This is a genomic window from Paenibacillus sp. J2TS4 (genome assembly GCF_018403245.1).
Classification (GTDB): Bacteria; Bacillota; Bacilli; order Paenibacillales; family NBRC-103111; genus Paenibacillus_L.
Genome location: NZ_BOSH01000009.1, coordinates 191,451 through 212,335, shown reverse-complemented (window position 1 = coordinate 212,335; position 20,885 = coordinate 191,451). Strand labels below are relative to the sequence as shown.

19 protein-coding genes are annotated in these 20,885 nt (G+C 52.0%); 13 read left to right on the top strand and 6 right to left on the bottom strand.

Features of this window, described 5'->3' with window-relative positions; translation table 11 throughout:
* The first annotated feature begins 178 nt into the window (after positions 1–178).
* Complete coding sequence (gene chrA / locus KJS69_RS19525) at positions 179–1,327, top strand: chromate efflux transporter (protein ID WP_213585491.1); 1,149 nt, start codon at positions 179–181, stop codon at positions 1,325–1,327.
* A 647-nt stretch (positions 1,328–1,974) separates the two neighbouring features.
* Here the strand turns inward: chrA and KJS69_RS19520 are convergent.
* Together KJS69_RS19520 and KJS69_RS19515 are read right to left on the bottom strand one after the other, a co-directional pair.
* Positions 1,975–2,118, bottom strand: coding sequence for a hypothetical protein (locus tag KJS69_RS19520; protein WP_213585459.1), 144 nt, complete (start codon positions 2,116–2,118; stop codon positions 1,975–1,977).
* Positions 2,119–2,472: 354 nt separating this feature from the next.
* Positions 2,473–3,735, bottom strand: a complete 1,263-nt coding sequence (locus KJS69_RS19515) for a BaiN/RdsA family NAD(P)/FAD-dependent oxidoreductase (RefSeq protein ID WP_213585458.1) — start codon at positions 3,733–3,735, stop codon at positions 2,473–2,475.
* Between the two features lie 153 nt (positions 3,736–3,888).
* Between KJS69_RS19515 and KJS69_RS30025 the strand changes: the two genes are divergently transcribed.
* The 3 genes from KJS69_RS30025 (at position 3,889) to KJS69_RS19505 (ending at position 4,974) form a co-directional block, all read left to right on the top strand.
* Positions 3,889–4,020, top strand: coding sequence for a hypothetical protein (locus KJS69_RS30025; RefSeq protein WP_283777477.1), 132 nt, complete (start codon positions 3,889–3,891; stop codon positions 4,018–4,020).
* Positions 4,021–4,031: 11 nt separating this feature from the next.
* Complete coding sequence (locus KJS69_RS19510) at positions 4,032–4,439, top strand: DUF3905 domain-containing protein (RefSeq protein ID WP_213585457.1); 408 nt, start codon at positions 4,032–4,034, stop codon at positions 4,437–4,439.
* 97 nt (positions 4,440–4,536) lie between these two features.
* Positions 4,537–4,974 (top strand): BrxA/BrxB family bacilliredoxin, encoded by a 438-nt coding sequence (locus KJS69_RS19505; RefSeq protein ID WP_213585456.1) that lies wholly within the window; start codon positions 4,537–4,539, stop codon positions 4,972–4,974.
* Positions 4,975–5,009: 35 nt separating this feature from the next.
* Here the strand turns inward: KJS69_RS19505 and KJS69_RS19500 are convergent, their stop codons facing one another.
* On the bottom strand, positions 5,010–5,750 hold the full coding sequence (locus KJS69_RS19500; RefSeq protein WP_213585455.1) for a tyrosine-protein phosphatase: 741 nt from the start codon (positions 5,748–5,750) through the stop codon (positions 5,010–5,012).
* A gap of 220 nt (positions 5,751–5,970) precedes the next feature.
* On the opposite strand from KJS69_RS19500, the gene nadE reads away from it, so the two are divergent.
* Entirely contained in the window at positions 5,971–6,780 is an 810-nt protein-coding gene (gene nadE, locus KJS69_RS19495) for an ammonia-dependent NAD(+) synthetase (RefSeq protein WP_213585454.1), read from the top strand.
* A 27-nt stretch (positions 6,781–6,807) separates the two neighbouring features.
* Positions 6,808–7,200: a holo-ACP synthase gene (gene acpS / locus KJS69_RS19490; RefSeq protein WP_213585453.1), complete on the top strand. Its 393-nt coding sequence runs from the start codon at positions 6,808–6,810 to the stop codon at positions 7,198–7,200.
* 99 nt (positions 7,201–7,299) lie between these two features.
* Here acpS and KJS69_RS19485 read toward each other — a convergent pair whose 3' ends face one another.
* The gene (locus KJS69_RS19485) at positions 7,300–7,671 is read right to left on the bottom strand and encodes a c-type cytochrome (RefSeq protein ID WP_213585452.1); all 372 of its coding nucleotides are present in this window, start codon (positions 7,669–7,671) and stop codon (positions 7,300–7,302) included.
* A 297-nt stretch (positions 7,672–7,968) separates the two neighbouring features.
* Here KJS69_RS19485 and KJS69_RS19480 point away from each other — a divergent pair, with 297 nt between their 5' ends.
* The 4 genes from KJS69_RS19480 (at position 7,969) to glpK (ending at position 13,603) form a co-directional block, all read left to right on the top strand.
* Positions 7,969–8,988 carry a Gfo/Idh/MocA family protein gene (locus KJS69_RS19480; RefSeq protein ID WP_213585451.1) on the top strand — a complete coding sequence of 340 codons (1,020 nt, stop codon included), beginning with the start codon at positions 7,969–7,971 and terminating at the stop codon, positions 8,986–8,988.
* A gap of 563 nt (positions 8,989–9,551) precedes the next feature.
* Positions 9,552–10,118 carry a glycerol-3-phosphate responsive antiterminator gene (locus KJS69_RS19475; RefSeq protein ID WP_213585450.1) on the top strand — a complete coding sequence of 189 codons (567 nt, stop codon included), beginning with the start codon at positions 9,552–9,554 and terminating at the stop codon, positions 10,116–10,118.
* Positions 10,119–10,329: 211 nt separating this feature from the next.
* Complete coding sequence (locus tag KJS69_RS19470; protein WP_213585449.1) at positions 10,330–12,006, top strand: glycerol-3-phosphate dehydrogenase/oxidase; 1,677 nt, start codon at positions 10,330–10,332, stop codon at positions 12,004–12,006.
* A gap of 118 nt (positions 12,007–12,124) precedes the next feature.
* Positions 12,125–13,603 (top strand): glycerol kinase GlpK, encoded by a 1,479-nt coding sequence (gene glpK, locus KJS69_RS19465; RefSeq protein WP_213585448.1) that lies wholly within the window; start codon positions 12,125–12,127, stop codon positions 13,601–13,603.
* Between the two features lie 124 nt (positions 13,604–13,727).
* On the opposite strand, the gene pruA is transcribed toward glpK, so the two are convergent.
* Positions 13,728–15,272 (bottom strand): L-glutamate gamma-semialdehyde dehydrogenase, encoded by a 1,545-nt coding sequence (pruA, locus tag KJS69_RS19460; RefSeq protein WP_213585447.1) that lies wholly within the window; start codon positions 15,270–15,272, stop codon positions 13,728–13,730.
* A gap of 36 nt (positions 15,273–15,308) precedes the next feature.
* Positions 15,309–16,229, bottom strand: coding sequence for a proline dehydrogenase family protein (locus KJS69_RS19455; protein ID WP_213585446.1), 921 nt, complete (start codon positions 16,227–16,229; stop codon positions 15,309–15,311).
* Positions 16,230–16,455: 226 nt separating this feature from the next.
* Between KJS69_RS19455 and KJS69_RS19450 the strand changes: the two genes are divergently transcribed.
* The 3 genes from KJS69_RS19450 (at position 16,456) to KJS69_RS19440 (ending at position 20,795) form a co-directional block, all read left to right on the top strand.
* Positions 16,456–17,745 carry a sigma 54-interacting transcriptional regulator gene (locus KJS69_RS19450; RefSeq protein ID WP_249730619.1) on the top strand — a complete coding sequence of 430 codons (1,290 nt, stop codon included), beginning with the start codon at positions 16,456–16,458 and terminating at the stop codon, positions 17,743–17,745.
* Between the two features lie 228 nt (positions 17,746–17,973).
* Positions 17,974–19,581 (top strand): spore germination protein, encoded by a 1,608-nt coding sequence (locus tag KJS69_RS19445; protein WP_249730618.1) that lies wholly within the window; start codon positions 17,974–17,976, stop codon positions 19,579–19,581.
* Positions 19,582–19,583: 2 nt separating this feature from the next.
* Positions 19,584–20,795: a Ger(x)C family spore germination protein gene (locus tag KJS69_RS19440; RefSeq protein WP_213585445.1), complete on the top strand. Its 1,212-nt coding sequence runs from the start codon at positions 19,584–19,586 to the stop codon at positions 20,793–20,795.
* Positions 20,796–20,885 lie beyond the last annotated feature (90 nt).

The window sequence follows — 20,885 nt, the reverse complement described above, 5'->3', positions numbered from 1 at the left end:
AATGTCAGCCTGGACCGATCCTTTTTCGGTTGGGGCTGTTTTCATTTTTGTTATAGTAATGTATGATTAACGCCATAAAATACGAATTAGCCTGTGAAAGCGGGGGAATAGATTGGAGCAAGCTCATCACCATCATAAATCCAAAGAGCCCTCTCGATATTCTTTATTGGAGATAGGAATGGTATCGGCGAAGCTGGGACTGACTTCATTCGGAGGGCCGGTGGCTCATTTAGGGTATTTTCGCAATGAATATGTAGAGCGCCGGGGATGGCTGGATGACCGAAGCTATGCCGATCTGGTTGCTCTGTGCCAGTTCTTGCCGGGTCCGGCCAGTTCTCAGGTGGGGATTGGCATCGGACTGATGAGGGGTGGCCTGCCGGGAGCCTTGGCGGCATGGCTCGGGTTTACTCTCCCTTCCGTTCTTCTTATGATTCTATTTGCTTATTTTGTGGAAGCGTTCGGTTGGGGAGAGACAGGGTGGGTTCACGGCCTTCAAGTTGCCGCTGTCGCCATTGTAGCACAAGCGGTTCTGGGGATGGGCAGAAGTCTGGCGCCAGATCGCGGCAGGCTGCTTATTGTACTGGGTACAGCGATAATATCTTTACTAGTGTCTTCGGCTTGGATTCAGGTGATCCTCTTGCTTGTTGCAGGCAGCATTGGCTGGTTATTTTATAGAAGTGCCCAAGAAGATGCGGGGCCAATGCTTTCACTGCCGCTCCATAAGAAAAGCGGCGCAGGCTGGCTCACTGCTTTCTTCCTGCTCCTTATCCTGCTGCCGCTTCTCCGATCCTACACGAGCCTGGAGTGGCTCGCTGTGCTCGATAGCTTCTATCGTTCCGGGTCCCTGGTGTTCGGGGGAGGCCATGTCGTCCTTCCGCTGCTGGAACAAGAAGTGGTGCCGTCGGGCTGGGTTACCCGGGAACAGTTTCTGGCGGGTTATGGAGCGGCACAGGCCGTACCCGGACCGCTCTTTACGTTTGCGGCTTACCTGGGGATGGTCATCCATGGTTGGATGGGCGCGGTGCTAGCTACGGCCGCTATTTTTCTGCCGGCCTTCCTGCTCGTCGTCGGCACCCTTCCTTATTGGGAGAGGCTGAGACGAAATACCGCCATGAGAGGAGCTTTGGCAGCCGTTAATGCAGCGGTTGTAGGCATTTTGCTGGCGGCCCTCTATGATCCGGTATGGACGAGCTCTATTCATACCGGCAGAGACTTCGCCCTCGCGCTGGCTGCCTTCGGACTGCTCGTTTATGGCAAGCTACCGCCCTGGATCGTTGTAGCGGTTGCCGCTGTGGGCGGATGGGTTTTGACTCTCTTCCCTGGTTAATGCAATACTTAAGCATCCTGTTTAGTTTCGGCGGTTGTATCGCTGGATTCTTCAGAAACTACGCCAGCAGGCACCCGCCGCGAAAGGTTTGGGCACCACGTTTATGTTAGGGTCGCTTGTTAAACGACTAATGTTTGGCAACTTGAGCTCTGTGGGTGTCCACATCATTTTTGGTTTGGTTTGTTCGAACTAGCTGGAGGATTTCACACTTCGGGCGGGCTTTCGGGGCAAAATAAGCGCAATCAGCCTGTTGGAAAAGTAAAATGTATCCTTACAGGGGGCACCCAGTTTCAGAATGTTGAAAAAGTCCATTTGTGTACCGCTTATTTTGCCTATTAAGCGATTTATACGATCAACGTGCAAAAAAGCACTCTGTTATTTACATTTATTTCACTGTACTCGGATTGTGTGTCTATTTGTACGATTATTCATACAAAAACGGGACCGTCGCGGCAAAGCACGGCTAATTGTACGATTTTTCGTACAAAGACGCCCCTTTCTCGGAACTTGTGCGCCATTTGTACGATTATTCATACAAAAACGGGACCGTCGCGGCATACCTACGGCTAATTGTACGATTTTTCGTACAAAACACACTCATCATCGGTTCTATTGCGCATTTGTACCTATATTTCAACGGCAAGCCTTCAATAGCCCGTTCCTTGATCGCAAGATTCCGCTCTTGGTCTATGCGCTTCCGACTGCCAGCGAAAGCAGACAATGACCAGCATGACGACCATGAAGCCAGCCAATAGCAGCCACGCGGTCTGCGGGGAGTAATGATCCATCATCCAGCCGAGCCCCAGCGGAAGAACCGCCCCTCCCAATCCTGAGGAGGCGATTAGGATGCGGGTCGTCCGCTCGGTTTTGCCAGGGAACAGATGATTCGCATCCCCATTGCGACAAGGTTAGCAGAGCGAAGCTGGCAACCAGCGCCCCTCTTCTGGATAACCTCCTCGACAAGACCGGCATGATTAAGACCCCGGATGAATAACCAAAAATTGGCGGAAAACGAGCAAGCCCCCGTCACTATAGCTCTTGCCGTAATGAAGCAATAAGGTAGAAAGGAGTGGGCCTAAGCTACTTCAGCGAGCCCTACGATCAAATAGGAGATACTTCCTGCATGAATGATCCGTTTCAATCCATCAGCACCTCACTTGAGCGGCATTCTTGCCAGCTGTGTACCCCGTTGCGAAAGCGGCTGTGATATTGTAGCCACCGGTATATCCATGGATATCCAGCACTTCCCCGCAAAAGAACAGGCCCGGCATGATTTTGGATTGCATCGTTCGCGGATCGATCTCCTTCAAATGGACGCCTCCCCCTGTCACAAAAGCTTCTTTAATGGACAAGGTGCCGTTTGCCTCGATCGGAAATGCCTTGATTGTTTTGGCCAATTCCTCCCAAGGCTGTTTTGGGATATTGTCATAAGTGACATCCTCTTGAATGCCTGCTTTTTTCAGCACGAGAGGAATCATTTTGTCGGGGAGCGCGATTTTCAGAACGTTCTTGACCGCTTTCTTCGGCTCTTTCCTGGCCAGGTTCCATAGCTCGTCCAGCAGCAGCCCGAACGGCTTATCCGGGAATAGATCGAGTGTCAGCTTTACGGTTGTTTTGCCGGAACGCTTGAGCTCCTTGACGACGAATTGACTGCAGCGCAGAATAGCCGGACCCGAAAGGCCGAAATGAGTAAAAATCATATCCCCTTCATGCTCGATAATTTTTTTACCCTTGCTGTTCCAAACGGACATCGCTATATTTCTCAGGGAAAGCCCCTGAAGCTCCTTGCTTTGAATGAACGATTCTCCCGAAGTAACGGGAACTTCCGTCGGATATAAGTCCGTAATGGTATGGCCGGCTTCTTCCGCCCAAGGATAACCATCGCCGGTGCTGCCGGTATGAGGGACCGATTTGCCGCCAGTAGCGATAATGACACTGCAGGAAGAGATCGTTTGGCCCGTCTTCAAATGGATGCCTGCAGCCTTTCCTTGATCGTAAACCACCTGTTTAACCGGACTGTTCACGATAATTTCCACTCCCAGCTCGCGAACCTTGCGGATTAAAACGTCAACGACGGTTTGCGCCCGATCGGATACCGGAAACATACGCCCCCGATCCTCCTCCTTAAGCCGAATCCCTAACCCTTCGAAGAACTCGATAATATCCTTGGGGCTGAATTCAGCAAATGCGCTGTACAGAAATTTTCCGTTTCCGGGAATGTTGCTTATTATTTCATCCAATGGCTTGGCATTGGTTACATTGCATCGGCCGCCGCCAGATATGCCCAGCTTACGTCCCAGTTTATTGCCTTTATCCACCAATAGAACCCGGGCTCCGTGCGTCGCTGCAGCAATACACGACATCAGCCCCGAAGGGCCTCCTCCGATAACGATGACATCATAGTCCATAGAACGAACCTCATTTCACAATAGATCACAAACTCATTCTCCTATTGTACCTAATGGGCCGCCAGAATGAAACGGAGGGTGGGTAGCAAGGAAGCAGCGTCATAAATCGGACAGAGTTGGCGCATAATAGGGGCTAAAAGGAGCTGAAAGCGAATGAAACACCACTCTAATAACTCTAAAGAACAGCAATTACAGCAGAAGCAGAACGAACAGCGGGCTAAAGGCCGAAGTCTGGATGGGGAGCGGGGCAAGAAGCTCGACGGACCTAATCGCCCTTCGACTTAGGAGGTCTGATTATGAAGGAAAAAGAGCAATCGCCTCACAACAAGAACCCGTCCGAAGATCTCGATCCTTTCGAGATCGAATTTTTGCCGAAATTTCGTAAAAATCGCGGCCCTGAGCAGCCTTTTATCAATGAATTCGGGGTAGTGATCGGAGATTACGATTATGAATCAGAGCATTCTCCATTGGAGCAGTGGTCAACGGAAACGGATCCGGCGGTGATGGCCGGGGACCAATGGGTTCACCCCTTTAAAGATATTGGATTTCAGACGACGGAGAACCGCAATTATTTTGAACAGGGCATTCCTCCACAAAGCGGGATCATGATGCATCCGGATAAAAATGTCGCTTACGGCTATCAGAAGGGGCAAGAAGCCGCAAATGAAGACTCCCAGGAGGAATCGGAAGGAGAGGAGAGTTAAGTGAGACAAGGCCGCAAACTGTATCTTTGCATTCACTCTCAGGGGCTGTATAATGATAAATAGTGATTATACTAAAGCACATAAGGAGTGAACGATAATGTCAATGTCCTTTGACGCATATATGAGAGATATGGTTCAACCCATGCGGGATCAACTGACCCAAATCGGAGTGAAGGAGCTTCGGACTCCGGAGGAAGTAGTAGACCAACTCGAGAACGCTAAAGGAACCGCCTTGCTTGTAGTTAACTCGGTATGCGGCTGCGCGGCGGGCCAATGTCGTCCGGGGGTAGCTCAAGCGTTGGAGAATGAGGTCAAGCCGGACCATCTCTTCACCGTATTCGCCGGCCAGGATAAAGAAGCAACCGCTAAAGCGCGTGAATATATTACGGGATACCCGCCTTCATCTCCATCCATAGCTTTGTTTAAGGACGGAGAGCTGGTTCATTTCATTCAACGTCATCAGATCGAGGATCGGTCGGCTGAAATGATCGCGGCTGATTTAAAGCAAGCTTTTAACGAATTTTGCCAAGGCTAGAATAGGCCTGCTAAACAAAAATCCTGTTAGGCTTATTAGGCCGTAACAGGATTTTTGTTCGATGAACCGTCTTCGGGAATGATCAGGGCCATTCGCTGAATGATTTCGTGTTGTCTCGCTTCGCCGGCGTGTTCGACGATGATCTGATAGCCTTCTCCCAAATTCGGTTTGCGTCGAATATTATGGGCATCTGAGCCTAGAGTATGCACAAGGTCATTCTCGAGCAGCCATAATGCCAAGCGCCGGGCATCTTCGTTATTACGGCCGGCCAAGCTGTCCGCCGATACCTGGGTCCAGGCGCCGCGCTCGATAAGCCCGGTCAGCAGCTTGGGCTCTTCACGGAAGAATACGTGCCTTTCCGGATGGGGGATAATGGGGGTCACTCCATTGGCAATCAAGTAGTCGATGACCTCCAAGGAATCCGGCATGTATCCGGCCCAAGGCTGCTCCAGGAGCAGGAACGTTTTCTCTTCGTTCAAGTGAAAGTACTCGTTATTTTCCGTTTGCTTGTAGAATTGTTCGGCATCCTTCAAGGTGACTTCATGCCCGCAGGATACCGTCAGCGGAATACCGGCTTCTTGTAAAGCGTCCTGAAGCTGTCGTACTTTATGATAGGTTATAGATTTGGGAACATGGTACACGGTGTTGAAATGGGGGGTGGCCACGATGTGGCGAACTCCGTCCTCATGCGCGACCTTTGCCATGGCGATGGATTCTCTCAGATCACTTGCTCCATCATCTACACCATCCAGAATGTGGCAATGGATATCAATCATACCGCTTCTCCTCTCTTTCTCGGTGTTGTCCCTTGACATAGAGTCGTTGGTTCTTCTTTTTAAGTCATCCTAACAAAAGAGCGAATAAAAATCCACTTGATTTTGTTGGAGGCATCTCTCAAACTAATCATAACAGGCATAAATAAGCGTTGAAAAGAGACGGTTGGAAAGCTAAGCGTGGAGCTTAAGAAGCGGATAAATTGGAAGGGCGGGAATGGATATGAGCTTGCAGCGTCAAATTATCGATGAATTAGGGGTGCGTCCGGTCATCGATGTCGACGAAGAAATTCGCAATAGAGTAGATTTTCTTAAACACTATGTTAAAAATAACGGCTCGTCCGGGCTGCTCATCGCGATTAGCGGCGGACTGGATAGCGCAGTTGCTGCCGGACTGTGCAAACAGGCCACTGACGAATTAACCCAAGAAGAGGGCAAAGAGTACAAAACCCTAGGAGTGTTTCAGCCTTACGGTCAGCAGTCCGACATCGAGGACAGCTATGCGGTGGCACAGGCTTTTGAGCTTGATTTCAAAACAGAGACGAATATTGAGGAAGCGGTGGATGAGATCGCTCTGGAAGTGGAATATAGTCTTAAAGGGCTTGGAATTCACAAACATGTGAGCATCCCGGGCAAAGGCAATATTAAAGCGAGAACGAGGATGGTCGTTCAATATGCGCTGGCCTTCGAGCTGAATCTGATCGTTGTCGGAACGGACCATGCGTCGGAAGCGTTAACCGGCTTCTTTACTAAATACGGAGACGGCGCGGTCGATATCAATCCGCTCAGCACCCTGAATAAGAGGCAAATCAGCCAACTGGCGGAAAAGCTGGGCGTTCCGCGAAGCGTAATCGATAAAGTTCCTACAGCCGGCTTGTGGGAAGGACAGACGGATGAGCAGGAGCTTGGCGTCACCTATGAGGAGAACAACAGTTATTTGGAAGGTAAGACGATTGATCCGGCCAGCGCCGAGAAGCTGGAGCAGCATTATCTCCGCACCCGGCATAAACGAAATAAAATACCGGGAATTTAATCGATAGAGAGAAGGCAGGAGAACATCGTGATTATCGGAGTGGGAACGGATGTAATCGAAATTGCCCGGGTCAAGAAGCTGATGAGCGAACCGTCCGGGCCTCGATTTGTGGAGCGGATTCTTACGCATGAAGAACGGCGGTTGGCCGAAAATCGCCAGGGCCGATTGCACGAATATGTAGCCGGACGCTTTGCAGCCAAGGAGGCGGTAGCTAAAGCTTTGGCTTGCGGGATCGGCCGGCAGGTCGGTTTTCAGGACATTGAAGTGCTTCCCGATCCGAACGGCAAGCCGGAGTGTACCTTGTCCGTTTCATCATTAGAGCGATTGAACCTGGGAGATATTCATATTCATCTCAGCATCTCTCATAGTGAAACGGTGGCTACCGCCTTTGCTGTAGCTGAAAGGCCATATATACGATAAGGGGCTGTAATTAGCCCATAATCACGGATGACAGCAAGCACCCAGTCGCTCCACGCGCGGGTGCTTGCTGCTTTTTTATATACGGCTTGTTATCAAAAATTATTTCTTGGTGGATAACCAATCAGCGAGCGCGTTGATCTGATCGCTATTCAAAGTGTTCTTGAAGGCCGTCATCCCGTTGCCGCCATTCTCAATTTTAGTAACGATCTGTTCCTTGGACAATTTGCCCCCAACCTTAGTCAGATTCGTGTTGCCTCCCAGCTTTCCTTCCAGGTTCGCCCCGTGACAAGCCAGACAATGCTGTTTATATAAAGCTTCGGCATCGACGGTGGTCGCCGGCTGTTTTCCGGGTTCTCCGCTGGGTGCCCCTGGACTTGGACTTGCCGTCCCGGCATTATCCTTCTTGCTCCCGCAAGCGGCAAGAGCGGTTATAAGAAAGAGACAGAAAAAAATGACCATCGCTTTTTTCATCGTTCTTCATCCCCTTAAACGTTGATGTCACTTCTAATAAGTTTAAGGTTTCCATTCCAGGCAGGCTTCATTCATTTTTCCGATTGTGTACATATGCAGGGGAGTTCATACCTTTCCACGGAGCCGCATAAAATCAAATACGTAAATCAATGGCTTCGATCTCATTAGGATGGACAAGGGAATAAAATAATGGGCCCAAGTTAAGAAAAAGGATCAGGAGAAGTTGAGCCCATGGCAATGATCAGGAGCAGTTCAGGTCAGGGAGGACTAAAAAACCAAGATGAAGGAGAAGGTAGCATGTCAAAAATCCGCTTTGCCGTTGCCGGGACAGGTTGGGTAGCCGGGGAATATTTGCAGGCGATTGCCGCTAATCCAGACGCAGAGGTGTATGCCATCGTTAGCAAGCATATGGAGCATGCCAGAGCCAAGCTGGCTGAATTGGGCATAGATGCCCTCGTGATGGATCAATATGAGCACGCCGTCCGGGACTCCAATGTAGATGCAATCGTGCTTTGCTCCACCCCGGATATTCGTCCTGAGTATACGGTTCTTGCTGCCGAGCATGGCAAGCACATTGTGATGGAGAAGCCGTTGGCGATGAACCGGGAGGGATTGTGGCGTATGGCGGAAGCGTTAGCTGCCCATCCGGTGAAGACGGTGGCCAGTTTTGTGCTTCGCTGGAACCCGTCCTTCGTAAATACGAAGGCCTTGATTGACAATGATGCGATCGGTCGGGTGTTCATGGCACAGATTGATTATTGGCATCATGTCGGGCCCCAATATGGGCAGTATCGGTGGAGCCGGACGAAAGAGCTGGGCGGCAGCAGCATATTGTCCGCAGGCTGCCATGCCGTCGATGCCGTTCGATATTTTGCCGGCGAGGTGGAAGAAGTGACCGCATACAGCTGCCGGACCTGGGCGGATTCAGATTATGAGTTTGATCCGAATGCCATTGCGATCCTGAAGCTGGCCAATGGAGGAATCGGGAAGGTCTCTTCTTCGTTGGAGTGCAAGACCCCTTACAAATTCAATGTTCACTTACTCGGGGAGAAGGGGGCAGTTATGAACAATCAGTTTTATAGCCACAAGCTTCCCGGGCAAACCGAATACGCCACCATTCCTACGATTACTCCAGATAGCGGAGATGTGTCGCATCATCCTTTTAAAGAAGAGATCAATGAGTTTATTCAAGCTATTCAGAACGACACTCGTACACGCTGCGATTTCCAGGACGCCTATAAAACGATGGAGGTCAGTTTTGCAATAGATGAATCCATTGCGACGGGGAAGAGCGTGAAGCTGCCGCTGTCAAGATAAGGGGCTCGGATTTACCTATTTTGCACCTGTTCCTCATCGGCCTTTTGACCACTATCCCAATGAGTCAGGAAAAGTGGGAATCGTCTAATTATGAGGGTAAGGGGAATGAAGTCTGAGAATTAGACTAAACTTAGAGGAATACGGGAGTAATAAATTATAGTATGGGAAGAGCATTGAAGCAGCAGGGCTTCAGTGCTTTTTGCTTGTATAAACAGAAAATTCCGACCGAGTCATTTTCCTGAGCAAAGGGGATAACCGTCAAAAGCCTGAAGCAGGAAAGTCTGGGACGCTGACTGAATAGCGGCCGTGCTCCTGATTGAAAGTAACTGAAGACTTACATCTCCTAATGTCCAGTGAAACCGGAATAAGAGTGAAACTGGATCTATTTTGCCCTGAACGCTCAGTGCTTCGAAAGCCCAAAAATAAAACGCAATAGCCTCAAATATGCAGGTTGAGCATCATTTTTTCAACAGCTTCCTTGGTTTATGCTACAATAATAACTAGGTGAACTAGCAGGTCGGGATCGTTAGCTACAAAGGCCCGGACCATCGGGAGGCGTGACTGTGGAGCGAATAGTCGATATGGTCGAGCATCAAGTGATTGCTGCCGTAAGGTCGGAAGAGGAATTGGATACGGCTCTGGGAAGCGAAGTTAACGTCATTTTTCTGATGATGGGCACGATTGAGAATTTACGTGAGCTGGTCGGCAAGGTTAAAAACAACGGAAAGCACGCATTTGTTCATTTTGATTTCATTGAAGGAATCGCTTCGGATCGGAGCGGCGTACAGTATATGGCGAACCAAATTAAGCCGGACGGTATTCTATCGACACGCAATCATTTGATCGGAGTGGCGAAGGAGAATGGGATGAAAGCCATTCAACGGCTTTTCCTGATTGACAGCACCGCCATTCGCAATGGAATGAAAGCGATTCGATCCTCCGGAGCGGATGCGGTGGAGATTATGCCCGGCATAATGCCCAAAGTCATTAGAGAATTAACCGGAATGACGGATTTGCCGATCATCGCGGGAGGTCTGATCCGGGAGGAGGAAGAGGTGCTCGAGGCATTGAAAGCAGGCGCTTTGGCCGTCTCGGTCGGGGAACCGGATTTATGGAGAATGAAGCTATAGGCTGGTCATCATTAAATTCCCCGGCACCACTCTTTTATGGACAACTGAAAGGCAGTAAGATATAATGAAAGTATCGATGCACAAAGCTATGGGCGGAGACAAGAAGAGAACCCTTTGCTGAACTTGCACCTTTATTTAGGTGTACGGTTTTAGCCAAAGGGTTCTTTTGTATTTTCCGCTGACAATACACAACGAAGGGGAGTTCACAGCTATGAATAATTCATTTTCAGCTCTAAGTCGAACCTCCATACTGGAAGCGATGCAGGAGCAGAAGCATGATGTGCTGATTATCGGGGGAGGAATCACGGGTGTCGGCACGGCCTGGGATGCCAGCCGGCGAGGACTGAAGACGGCGCTTATCGAAATGAATGATTTTGCCTGGGGAACGAGCAGCCGCTCCACGAAGCTGGTTCATGGGGGGCTGCGGTACTTGAAGCAGGGCGAGGTCAAGCTGGTCATGGAGGTCGGCAGGGAACGGGCGCTGCTTCATCGCAATGCGCCTCATATTGTCATCCCGGCTCCGATGCTCCTGCCGGTTTATAAAGGAGGAACGTACGGGTATCTGGCCTCCTCCATCGGTTTGTACGTCTATGATTTATTGGCCGGAGTGAAAAGAAAAGAACGCCGCAAAATGTTCAACCGGGAAAAAACGATGCAAATCGAGCCGCTCTTCAAGACGGAAGGTCTGAAAGGGTCGGGCTATTATTACGAGTATCGGACCGATGATGCCCGATTGACGATGGAGATTGCCAAGTGTGCGAATCGCAATGGAGCCAAGCTGGTCAACTACGCCAAAGCCGGCGAATTCCTGTATGAAGCTGGCAAAGTGGTCGGCGTGAAGGTGACAGATGAGCTATCGGGACAAAGCTATGAAATTTATGCTAAAAAGATAGTTAATGCGGCCGGACCTTGGGTAGATAAAGTCAGGGAGAAGGACCATGCGGTGGTTGGCAAAAGAATGCTGCTGACCAAAGGCGTGCATCTTGTGGTCGATTATGCCAAGCTTCCGATCCGTCAGGCCGCTTACTTCGACGTTCCCGACGGCCGGATGATCTTCGTCATTCCGCGCGACGGCAAGACGTATATAGGGACTACCGATACGTTCTACAAGGATGCTATCGAAGAGCCGCGAACGACGGATGCGGATCGCGATTATTTGATCGATGCCGTGAATGCGGCGTTTAATAATGTGAATCTGAAGTCGTCCGACGTGGAATCGATGTGGTCCGGACTGCGGCCTTTGATCCATGAAGATGGCAAAAAGCCGTCCGAAGTGTCACGCAAGGATGAAATTTTTGTAGCGGAATCCGGGCTTATTACGATCGCTGGCGGCAAATTGACCGGCTTCCGCAAAATGGCGGAAAAAGTAGTTGACCTGGTCGCCAAGCAGTTGATGTCGGCGGAGGGTGGAAGTTATCTGCCCTGCAGTACCGATCAGGAGGTTATAAGCGGCGGGGAGACCGGCGGTGTAAGCTATGAAGAATACAAGGAGCGCATCATCCAGGACGGAGAGCAGCTAGGACTTGCAAGAGAAACCGCAGCGTACCTGTACTCCCGATACGGATCCAATACTCCGGTAATATACAATAATATTCGCGAGTGGGAGAAGGAAGGCTCCATCAATACGGAGCAAAAAGCACTAATGGCCGAGGTGCATTATTGCATCGATAACGAAATGGCTGCATCTGCCGTTGACTTCATCGTTCGGCGCACCGGACTGCTGTTCTTTAACGTGGCCCGAGCGAAAGAAATTAGCGAATCCGTGCTTCATATTATGGCCGAGAGATTGGGCTGGAATGAGGCGGAGACGGCTCACCAGAAGGAGCGGTTGGACCATGCTTTCGAAACGGTACAGGTTGTCCCCGCCAAAGCCTATCAGGGACAATAACAATAAGAGGCGTGGACGGGGCTGGCTGCAAGGTTTGCCAGCCCTTGACCGGCTTGAAGTATGGTAGAATGGGTCTATAGGAATTCATGATCTTTTTTTCGAAAGCGGGAGGGGTACAATGCCGAAACAATATATTCTAGCGCTGGATCAGGGGACGACAAGCTGCAGGGCTATTCTCTTTGACCGTTCGGGGCAAGGGGTGGCCATGGCTCAGAAGGAGTTTACCCAGCATTTTCCGCAGACGGGCTGGGTCGAGCATGATGCGGAAGAAATATGGCGGGTGCAGATGGAGGTCATGCGGGAGGCCGCCACTCATGTGAAGGCGGAAGACATTGCCGGAATCGGGATTACGAACCAACGGGAGACAACCGTCGTTTGGGATCGGGAAACCGGGAAGCCTTTACATCGGGCCATCGTCTGGCAATGCCGGAGGACGGCAGATCTGTGCGATCAGTTGAAAGCGGACGGCTGGGAGGAGAAAATCCGCCAGAAGACGGGGCTTGTGACCGATCCGTACTTCTCGGGTACCAAGCTGCAGTGGCTGCTGATGAATCATCCGCACATCCGGGAGAAGGCTGAAGCAGGCCAAGCCTTGTTCGGTACGATCGACAGCTGGCTCATCTGGAATTTGACGGGGGGCAAGGTGCATGTCACGGACATTACGAATGCATCCCGGACGCTGCTGTTCAATATTCACAAGCGGGATTGGGATGATGATATCTTGCAGCGCCTGTCTATTCCGCGCAGCATGCTGCCCGAAGTAAAATCATCCAGCGAGGTGTACGGCTATACTTCGCTGCTTGGAGCCGGGATGGACATTCCTATTGCGGGAGCGGCGGGCGACCAGCAGGCGGCGCTGTTCGGGCAGGCGTGTTATTCCGCAGGGATGGCCAAGAATACTTACGGAACCGGTTGCTTTATGCTTATGAATACCGGTTCCAAGCCTATAGCTTCCCGCAAGGGTCTGCTCACTACCGTGGCTTGGGAAATCGACGGGCAAATAGAATATGCGCTGGAAGGAAGCGTGTTCACGGCCGGAGCGGTCATTCAATGGCTGCGTGACGGTCTGGGAATCGTCGAACGGGCCTCCGACAGTGAGCAAGCGGCATTGTCCGTTCCGGATACGAACGGCGTCTATTTCGTACCGGCCTTCACCGGTCTGGGGACCCCCTACTGGAATCCACATGCCAGGGGAATGATTACGGGGTTAAGCCGGGGAACGGAGAGAGCGCATCTGATTCGTGCGGCGCTGGAAGCCATTGCTTATCAGTCTGCGGAAGTTCTGAATGTCATGGAAGAGGAATCCGGCATCAGCCTGCAGCAGCTTAAGGTGGATGGCGGTGCGGTTCAGAATAACTTCCTGATGCAATTTCAGGCGGATATTATCGGAACGGAGGTAGTGCGGCCGAAAGTGCAGGAGACTACGGCGTTGGGAGCCGCATTCCTGGCCGGTCTTGCCGTTGGAATGTGGAAGGATAAAGAGGAATTGAAAACGATTTGCGCCGAAGACGGACATTTCGTTCCCAAGATGGGAGAAGAAGAACGGCAGGCCAAATTTGCCGGCTGGAAGAAGGCGGTTGCCTACCAGATCGGCTGACGGGTAATTTTTACAACCACGATGATAAGAAAAGCACGACCAAGGGAACGGAGACAAAACCCCCGGACAGAGGCTTAATCAGCCTTTGTTCCGGGGGCTCTTCTTTTCGAATCTTTGGGCTATATTACCATTTCTCCGATACAAGCTTCGCTTGGGTGAACAAGAGCAGATAATCGCGCCCGCCCGCTTTGGAGTCAGTGCCGGACATATTGAATCCGCCGAACGGATGCACGCCGACGAGCGCGCCGGTGCATTTGCGGTTGAAGTATAGATTACCGCAATGCATATGACGGCGGGCGTATTCCAGGTGCTCGCGGTTGCGGCTGAAAACCGATCCGGTCAGGCCGTATTCGGTATTGTTGAATATATCGATCGCCTGCTTGAAATCGCCCGCCTTGCAGACGGCAAGCACCGGACCGAAAATTTCCTCCTGCATGATGCGGGCCTCCGGAAGCACATCCGCGATTACGGTCGGCTGCAAATAGTAGCCGTCGCCCTCCGCAATATCTCCTCCAACGACCAGATGCCCTTCCGCCGCTCCAATATCCATATATTCCCGGATCTTGTTGTAGGCGCTCTCATCGATAACCGGCCCGATTGGATGGTTCTCTTCCGGCAGGCCGACGGTCAGCTGCTTCGTCTTCTCGATGATATGCCCCAGCACTTCTTCATACAAATCCTGATGAATGATGGCGCGGGAGCCGGCGGAGCATTTCTGGCCCTGGAAGCCGAAGGCGGATGTGACGATCGCTTCCGCGGCTTCCTCAGGATCGGCGCTGCTGTCCACGACAATGCCATCCTTGCCGCCCATCTCGGCGATCAGGCGCTTGATCCAGATCTGTCCCGCGGGGCGTGCGATCCGCTCGTTAATCCGCACTCCGACATCGCGGGAGCCCGTAAACGAGACGAAGCGGGTGCGCGGATGATCTACGAGCAGATCGCCAATCTCTCCGCCGGAGCCGGGAACGAAGTTCAGCACGCCGGCCGGCAGCCCGGCCTCTTCCATCAGCTCGAAGAATTGGGCCGCGATGACAGGCGATGTCGATGCCGGCTTGAGCACGACCGTATTCCCGGCGACGAGGGCGGCGCATGTCATGCCGGCCATGATGGCGAGCGGGAAGTTCCATGGCGGTATGACGACGCCGACGCCCAGCGGGATGTACGTCAGCCGGTTGTCTTCGCCCGGGAGCGGAGTCAACGGCTGCGGCTGTGCGAGGCGGATCATTTCCCGGCCATAGAACTCAAGGAAGTCGATCGCCTCGGCGACATCGGCATCCGCTTCGGCCCAATTCTTGCCGACCTCATATACAAGCCAGGCGGAGAAATCGAATTTGCGCCGGCGGATGATGGCGGCAGCTTTGAATAAATAGCCCGCCCGAACTTCGGGGTCGACATGCTGCCAATCCCGGAAGGCGGCATCCGCCGCGGCAATCGCTTGATTGGCCAGATGGGCGTCGGCCTGGGCGACATAGCCGACGATTTGCTTGACCTGTCCGGGATTAATGGATGCGAGGCGTCTGTCGGTCATGATCTCCCGGCCGTTGATACGAAGCGGATATGTGCGGCCCAATTGGGCACGGACGCGCTCCAGCGCGGCAAGCATCGCCTGGCGGTTATGCTCCTGCTTGAAATCGGTAAACGGTTCATTGCGGTATTCGACCATTGTCATAGTAAATCCCTCCGATATATGAATATTAAATAAATCCTACGACTTGAAGAGAGACTTCAGCACAAATCCTACGTTCGCCGGCCGTTCCGCCAAGCGGCGCATGAAGTAACCGTACCAATCATTGCCGAAGGGAACGTATACCCTCATCTTGAATCCTTCATTAGCCAGATCTCTCTGCGCCTGGGTCCGAATGCCGTAGAGCATCTGGAATTCAAACTGGCTGCGCGGGATATTGTGCTCGTTCACGAATCGCTTGACATGCTGGATGATAAGTTCGTCATGGGTGGCAATGGCGGCATAGTCGCCATTGTTGAGATGCTGCTCGATGATACGGATGAAATTGCGGTCAACGTCTTCTTTATTCGGATAGGCGACTTCCGGCGATTCCTTGTAGGCGCCTTTCACAAGCCGGAGATTCGGCCGGAACCGGTGAAGCTTGTCGATATCGTCCGCGCTCTTGTACAGGTAAGCCTGAATGACGAGACCGACCGTGTCGCCGTATTCCTCGCGCAGCTCGCAGAAAATATCGATGGAGGCTTCATTATGAGCGTAATCCTCCATATCGATGCGCACGAAGTTGCCGCAGGCGGCGGCCGTGTCCAGGATGGCCCGCATATTGCGCATGCACAGCTCCCGGGACAGGTCCAGTCCGAGCTGGGTCATCTTGAGGGAGAGATTCGAACGAACGCCGCTCTTCTCAATATCCTGCAGTGTGCGTATGCAGAATTGAGTCGATTCCAGCGCCTCTTCCTCTGTAAGAATGAACTCGCCCAAATGATCCAGTGTCGCCTCAATGCCGGCTTCGTTGAGCTCCCGGACCGCTGCGATGGCATCCTCAATCTGCTCGCCGGCGACGAAGCGGCGGGCGCCGAAGCGCAGGCCGTACTTCTTCGCGGCACGATTGGCTACGTGATTCTTAGACAGAAATAACAACCCATTTCTCAATAAGCTTTCCATCCGCGCATCTTCCCTTCTTCTCGTTGAACAAAAGTGTCTAAAAATTAGACATATTATCTATTTATGATTAAATATAATCATAAATTATTGGAAATGTAAACACATTCTTTTTTAGGATTGCAAAATTGTACGGGGGCCCAGGTGTGTTCCGGGTATGAAGGTTTCCTCATTGCAATCTGATTGAGGTTTTGCCATAATCTAAGAAAAATGGATTGCTTGGAGATGAATGATGAGCCGGTCTGAAGTAATGGAAGCCGTGCTGGGCGGCCTGCTTGGCGCAATGAATGACGCCGTTACCGTCATTGACAACGAGGGGACGGTACAGTATTGGAATCGAGTCGCGGAAGAAACGTATGGAATCAACGGCTCCGCTATTATCGGTCGTAAGATAGGAGATTTTTTTCAGAGGGAATCGATCATGCTCTTTCAGGTTATGGAGAGCGGCAGCGCCGTGTACCAGGTCTATCACGAGCCGCGCCCGGGCATGCATGTCATGATCAATGCGGCTCCGATCACGGATGCGGCGGGGAAGACGATTGGTGCCTTGTCCATCGAACGGGACGTATCGTCCTATGTGAAATTAAGCGCTGAAATGTATCATCATCCGGAAGGCCAGCCGCTGCTGCCCGCGGTCTTTCCCGCCGAGCTGCTGCAGCGGGTGGAGACTGTTTACTCCCTGGGCCAACCGCTGCTGCTTGGCGGCGAGGGGGGGGCCGGCCGCACATCGATGGCCGAATGGCTGCACCGAAGCGCCGGGCGCTCCGGCCGGTTCGTGATGGTCAGCTGCAGCACCGTTCCGGAAGGAATGCTGGAGGCGGAATTGTTCGGCTATCAGGGAGGAGAGGAACGGCCGGGGAAGCTGGATCTGGCTGCGGAAGGCACTCTCTATCTGAAAGACATCGATGCGCTGCCTCCGTCGATGCAGGAGAAGCTGGCGGGAATGCTGCGCACGTCCCGCTTCGAGCGGCTGGGCGGGACGGCCACCGTTCCGCTGCAGTGCAGAATCTGCGGCTCCGTCGGGCCGGCAGCCGCCAGGGGGGAGGAGGGCCGCTTGCTGCCGTCTTTGCGGTACGCCTTTCAGCTCTATACGGTCCCGCCGCTGCGCGAACGGAAGCAGGACCTGCCGGAGCTGTGCAGGCTATTCCTGGATCAGGCGACCTCCGAGGCAGGCATGACCGGGCCGCAGCTTGCACCGGACGCGTTGGCGGCGGTGTTGGCCTTCGATTGGCCGGGCAACCTGTCGCAGTTGAGGAATGCGATGGAATACGCCGCGGCCGCAGCAAGCGGAACCGGTACGGTCACTTCCGCCCAACTGCCGGAGTACGCCCGCTTGACGACTTTGAATGAGCTGACGGAGCCGGATCTCCCGCTCAGCGTCCACTCCGGGGAATGGGAGCGGGCCCGCATTGCCGAGACGCTCGAGCGAACGAATGGAAACAAGGCGAAGGCGGCGCGCATGCTGCGCATTTCCCGAGGCGCTCTTTACTATAAACTGAAGCAATACGGATTGGAATAGGTTCAGCTTCATAGATGAGATGAAATAATTTCCTCATCTGCCATATAAAAAATGGGCCGGGGTTTGCTTTTGATAGCAGGCCCCGGCTTGTTTATTGCGCGCCGGCGGGCTTCCGGGCCCGCTTGAAAGGCTGGAAGTTCCTATGATTCTCGGTGAATAAAAGCGCTCCGTAAGCACCATAGTAGATAAACAAAAGAATGACTATGGATCTATAGGAGAGGAAGTGCAATGCGAAGATTATTCCGAAGGAACAGGAAGTTGTTCAGTTCTCCGCTCAAGCCGGAAAGAATGTCTCCAATCATTCCGAAAAGGGACTGGATAGGAATGCAGGGGATAGATGAGCCTCAAGGTCTCGGCTCCGCCCTGAAGCCCAGATTGCTCTGGTTTCACGAAAGGCTTGATCGCTGTTTTGATGCGATGTTTCATTCTTTTACAGCTATGCCGGATAATCGCCCCTGCGTCTGTATCTATTTGCGGGGCATGGTCGATTTTGAAATGTTTCAGCAGTATGTTCTGCAGCCGCTCACTTCACCTCCTGGCGGCGGCAATTCATTAACGGAGCGGATCTTCGAGAATACTCAGCTGCCGTCCGCATCTTATTCTACGATTTTCCAATTAAAGGAAAGTCTTAATGCTGTTCTTGAAGGGAACATTCTTTTATTGATTGACGGGGAAGAGAGGATGGCCTCCTTTCCATACATTTTAGTGGAGAAAAGGCCCATAGAGGAGGCTAAGAACGAGACGGTCATACGCGGACCGCGAGAAGGATTCGTTGAGCATCTGGAAACTAATCTGAGCCTAATGAGACGCAGGATCAAGAGTCCCTTTTTAAAAATGGAGCATTATCAAATTGGCAGCCATACCCAAACGGATGTCGTCATCAGCTACCTCGAAGGAATCTGTACACAACAGCTGGTGGATGAAGTGAGGACAAGGCTGTCCCGCATCGTCATCGACGGAGTCCTCGATACGAGCTATATCGAGGAATTTTTGGAAGACAGTCCCTCTTCTCCTTTTCCTCAGCTTCAATACACGGAAAGGCCGGACACTGCCGCCGCCGCTCTGCTGGAAGGCCGGGTAGTCATATTCGTAGACGGCACTCCGAACCCGCTTATCGCCCCCGTAACCCTGTTTGCGCTGCTGCAATCGGCGGAAGATTATTACCAGCGGTTTTATGCCGCCAGTTGGATTCGTTGGATTCGCTACATACTGATGATTGCCTCGCTCCTTCTGCCTTCATTGTATATCGCCATCACAACCTTCCATCCGGAGACGCTGCCTTCCAATCTGCTCGTCAGTGTGGCGGCGGCCAGAGAAGCCGTTCCTTTTCCGGCGGTAGTGGAGGCTTTCCTGATGGAATTAACGTTCGAAGGCTTGAGAGAGGCCGGCCTGCGCATTCCTAAGCCTATTGGTCAAGCGGTATCGATACTCGGTGGACTAGTCATTGGTCAAGCAGCCGTGCAAGCAGGCATTGTCTCTGCCCCGATGGTCATCATCGTTTCATTAACCGGGGTCGCTTCGTTCGTCATCCCCCATTTTGATCTTGGCTTAACGCTTCGTTTTCTCCGGTTTCCTATTATGATTCTGGCCAGCACTCTCGGTTTGTTTGGAGTCGTCTGTGGATTGATGCTGATTTATTTGCATTTGACTACTTTGCGCTCCTTTGGCACTCCGTATTTATCACCTATAGCTCCAATGCACACCCACGATATGTCCGATGTATTTATTAGAGCCCCTTGGTGGCGGATGAGGAGCAGACCCTATTATTACGCTACAGATGCCAATAAACAGCGGCTTCAATATGTCGATCGCATGAAACGGCAGGAGGAGGATTAGTTATGAACCGTCCTCTTATCAGGATCCTACGTTTGGCTTTCATGATAGCAGCGTGCTCATTGCTGACTGCAGGCTGTTGGTCGCGCATCGAAATCAATGACAGAGCCTTCGTGACGGCGATGTATGTGGACGATGCGGGGGAAGGCCGGGTCAAGGTATCGCTAGGCTTCCCGCTTCCTAATCGGCTGGTGCAAGGACAGGCAGGCGGGGTATCCAGCGAAGGAAACCCCTACACTCATGTAACCAAGGAGGGCAACACGATTGCCGAGGCGGTCAAAAGAATTCAAAATGATTTGCCCCGAGAGTTGAATTGGGGGAACAACCGGGTCATTGTCATTAGCAGTGAGTATGCGAAGAAAGGAATCCTGCCGCTACTGGAATTTGTCGGCCGCATGCCCTATCAGCAATTAAAAACCTATTTATTCGTCTCGGAAGGAGAAGCCGAAAATGTTCCGCGGATGTCCGCAGTTTTCGAGCGCTTTCCAAGTGAAGTGTTGAGAGAGTTTGCCAGAACACGAACAACGTTAAACACCACTCTTCGCGACCTAATGAGTGTCCATCCCTACGGTGGAGATTTGACTATCGGATTACTGCGGGTGGACGAGGAAATAATGGCCAGTGAGAAAAATCAGACCGGCCATTGGGTAGGAACGAAGGGAGCGGCCCTGTTCAAGGACTATCGGCTGATAGGAAAATTCAATGAGGAGCAGACCCAAGGTGCTTTATGGATAATGAATCGGATGAAATCCGCTGTCCTCAAAGTATCCTCTCCGTCGGACGGAAAAGCCATTACGTTGGATATTATCAGCAGTCAATCGCAAGTGAAGCCGGTCTGGAAGCAGGATGAACTGGTTTTTCAGCTAAAAATAGCATTGGAGGCCCATCTGCTGGCTTCGGACTCTAAGCTGAAAATTACCGATCCTGGCAACATAGTCCAATTGCAGCAATCGATGAAGGACGAGGTGGAGAAGATCGTCCGTCAAGCCTTCGATGAATCGTTAAAGATCGGAGCAGATATGTTCAAGCTGGGGGAAATAGCCGAATTGTATTATCCTGACCGTTTTGCCGGCATAAAGAAGGATTGGCAGAGCTATTATGCCCGGCATGCTGATCTGAAGATGAATATCCAGGCTCATATTAAGCGCCCGGGCGGGGAACAAGAGCCGATGAGACCGGAATATAGCAGGAATGAGGAGGTGCATGGAGGATCGTAGTCCTTGTACTATTGTTCGGCGGAATAGCCTGGCTGGAGTGGAGTGAATGGAAAGAACACCAAGAAAGCCGCGGTACCATCTGGAAGGTAT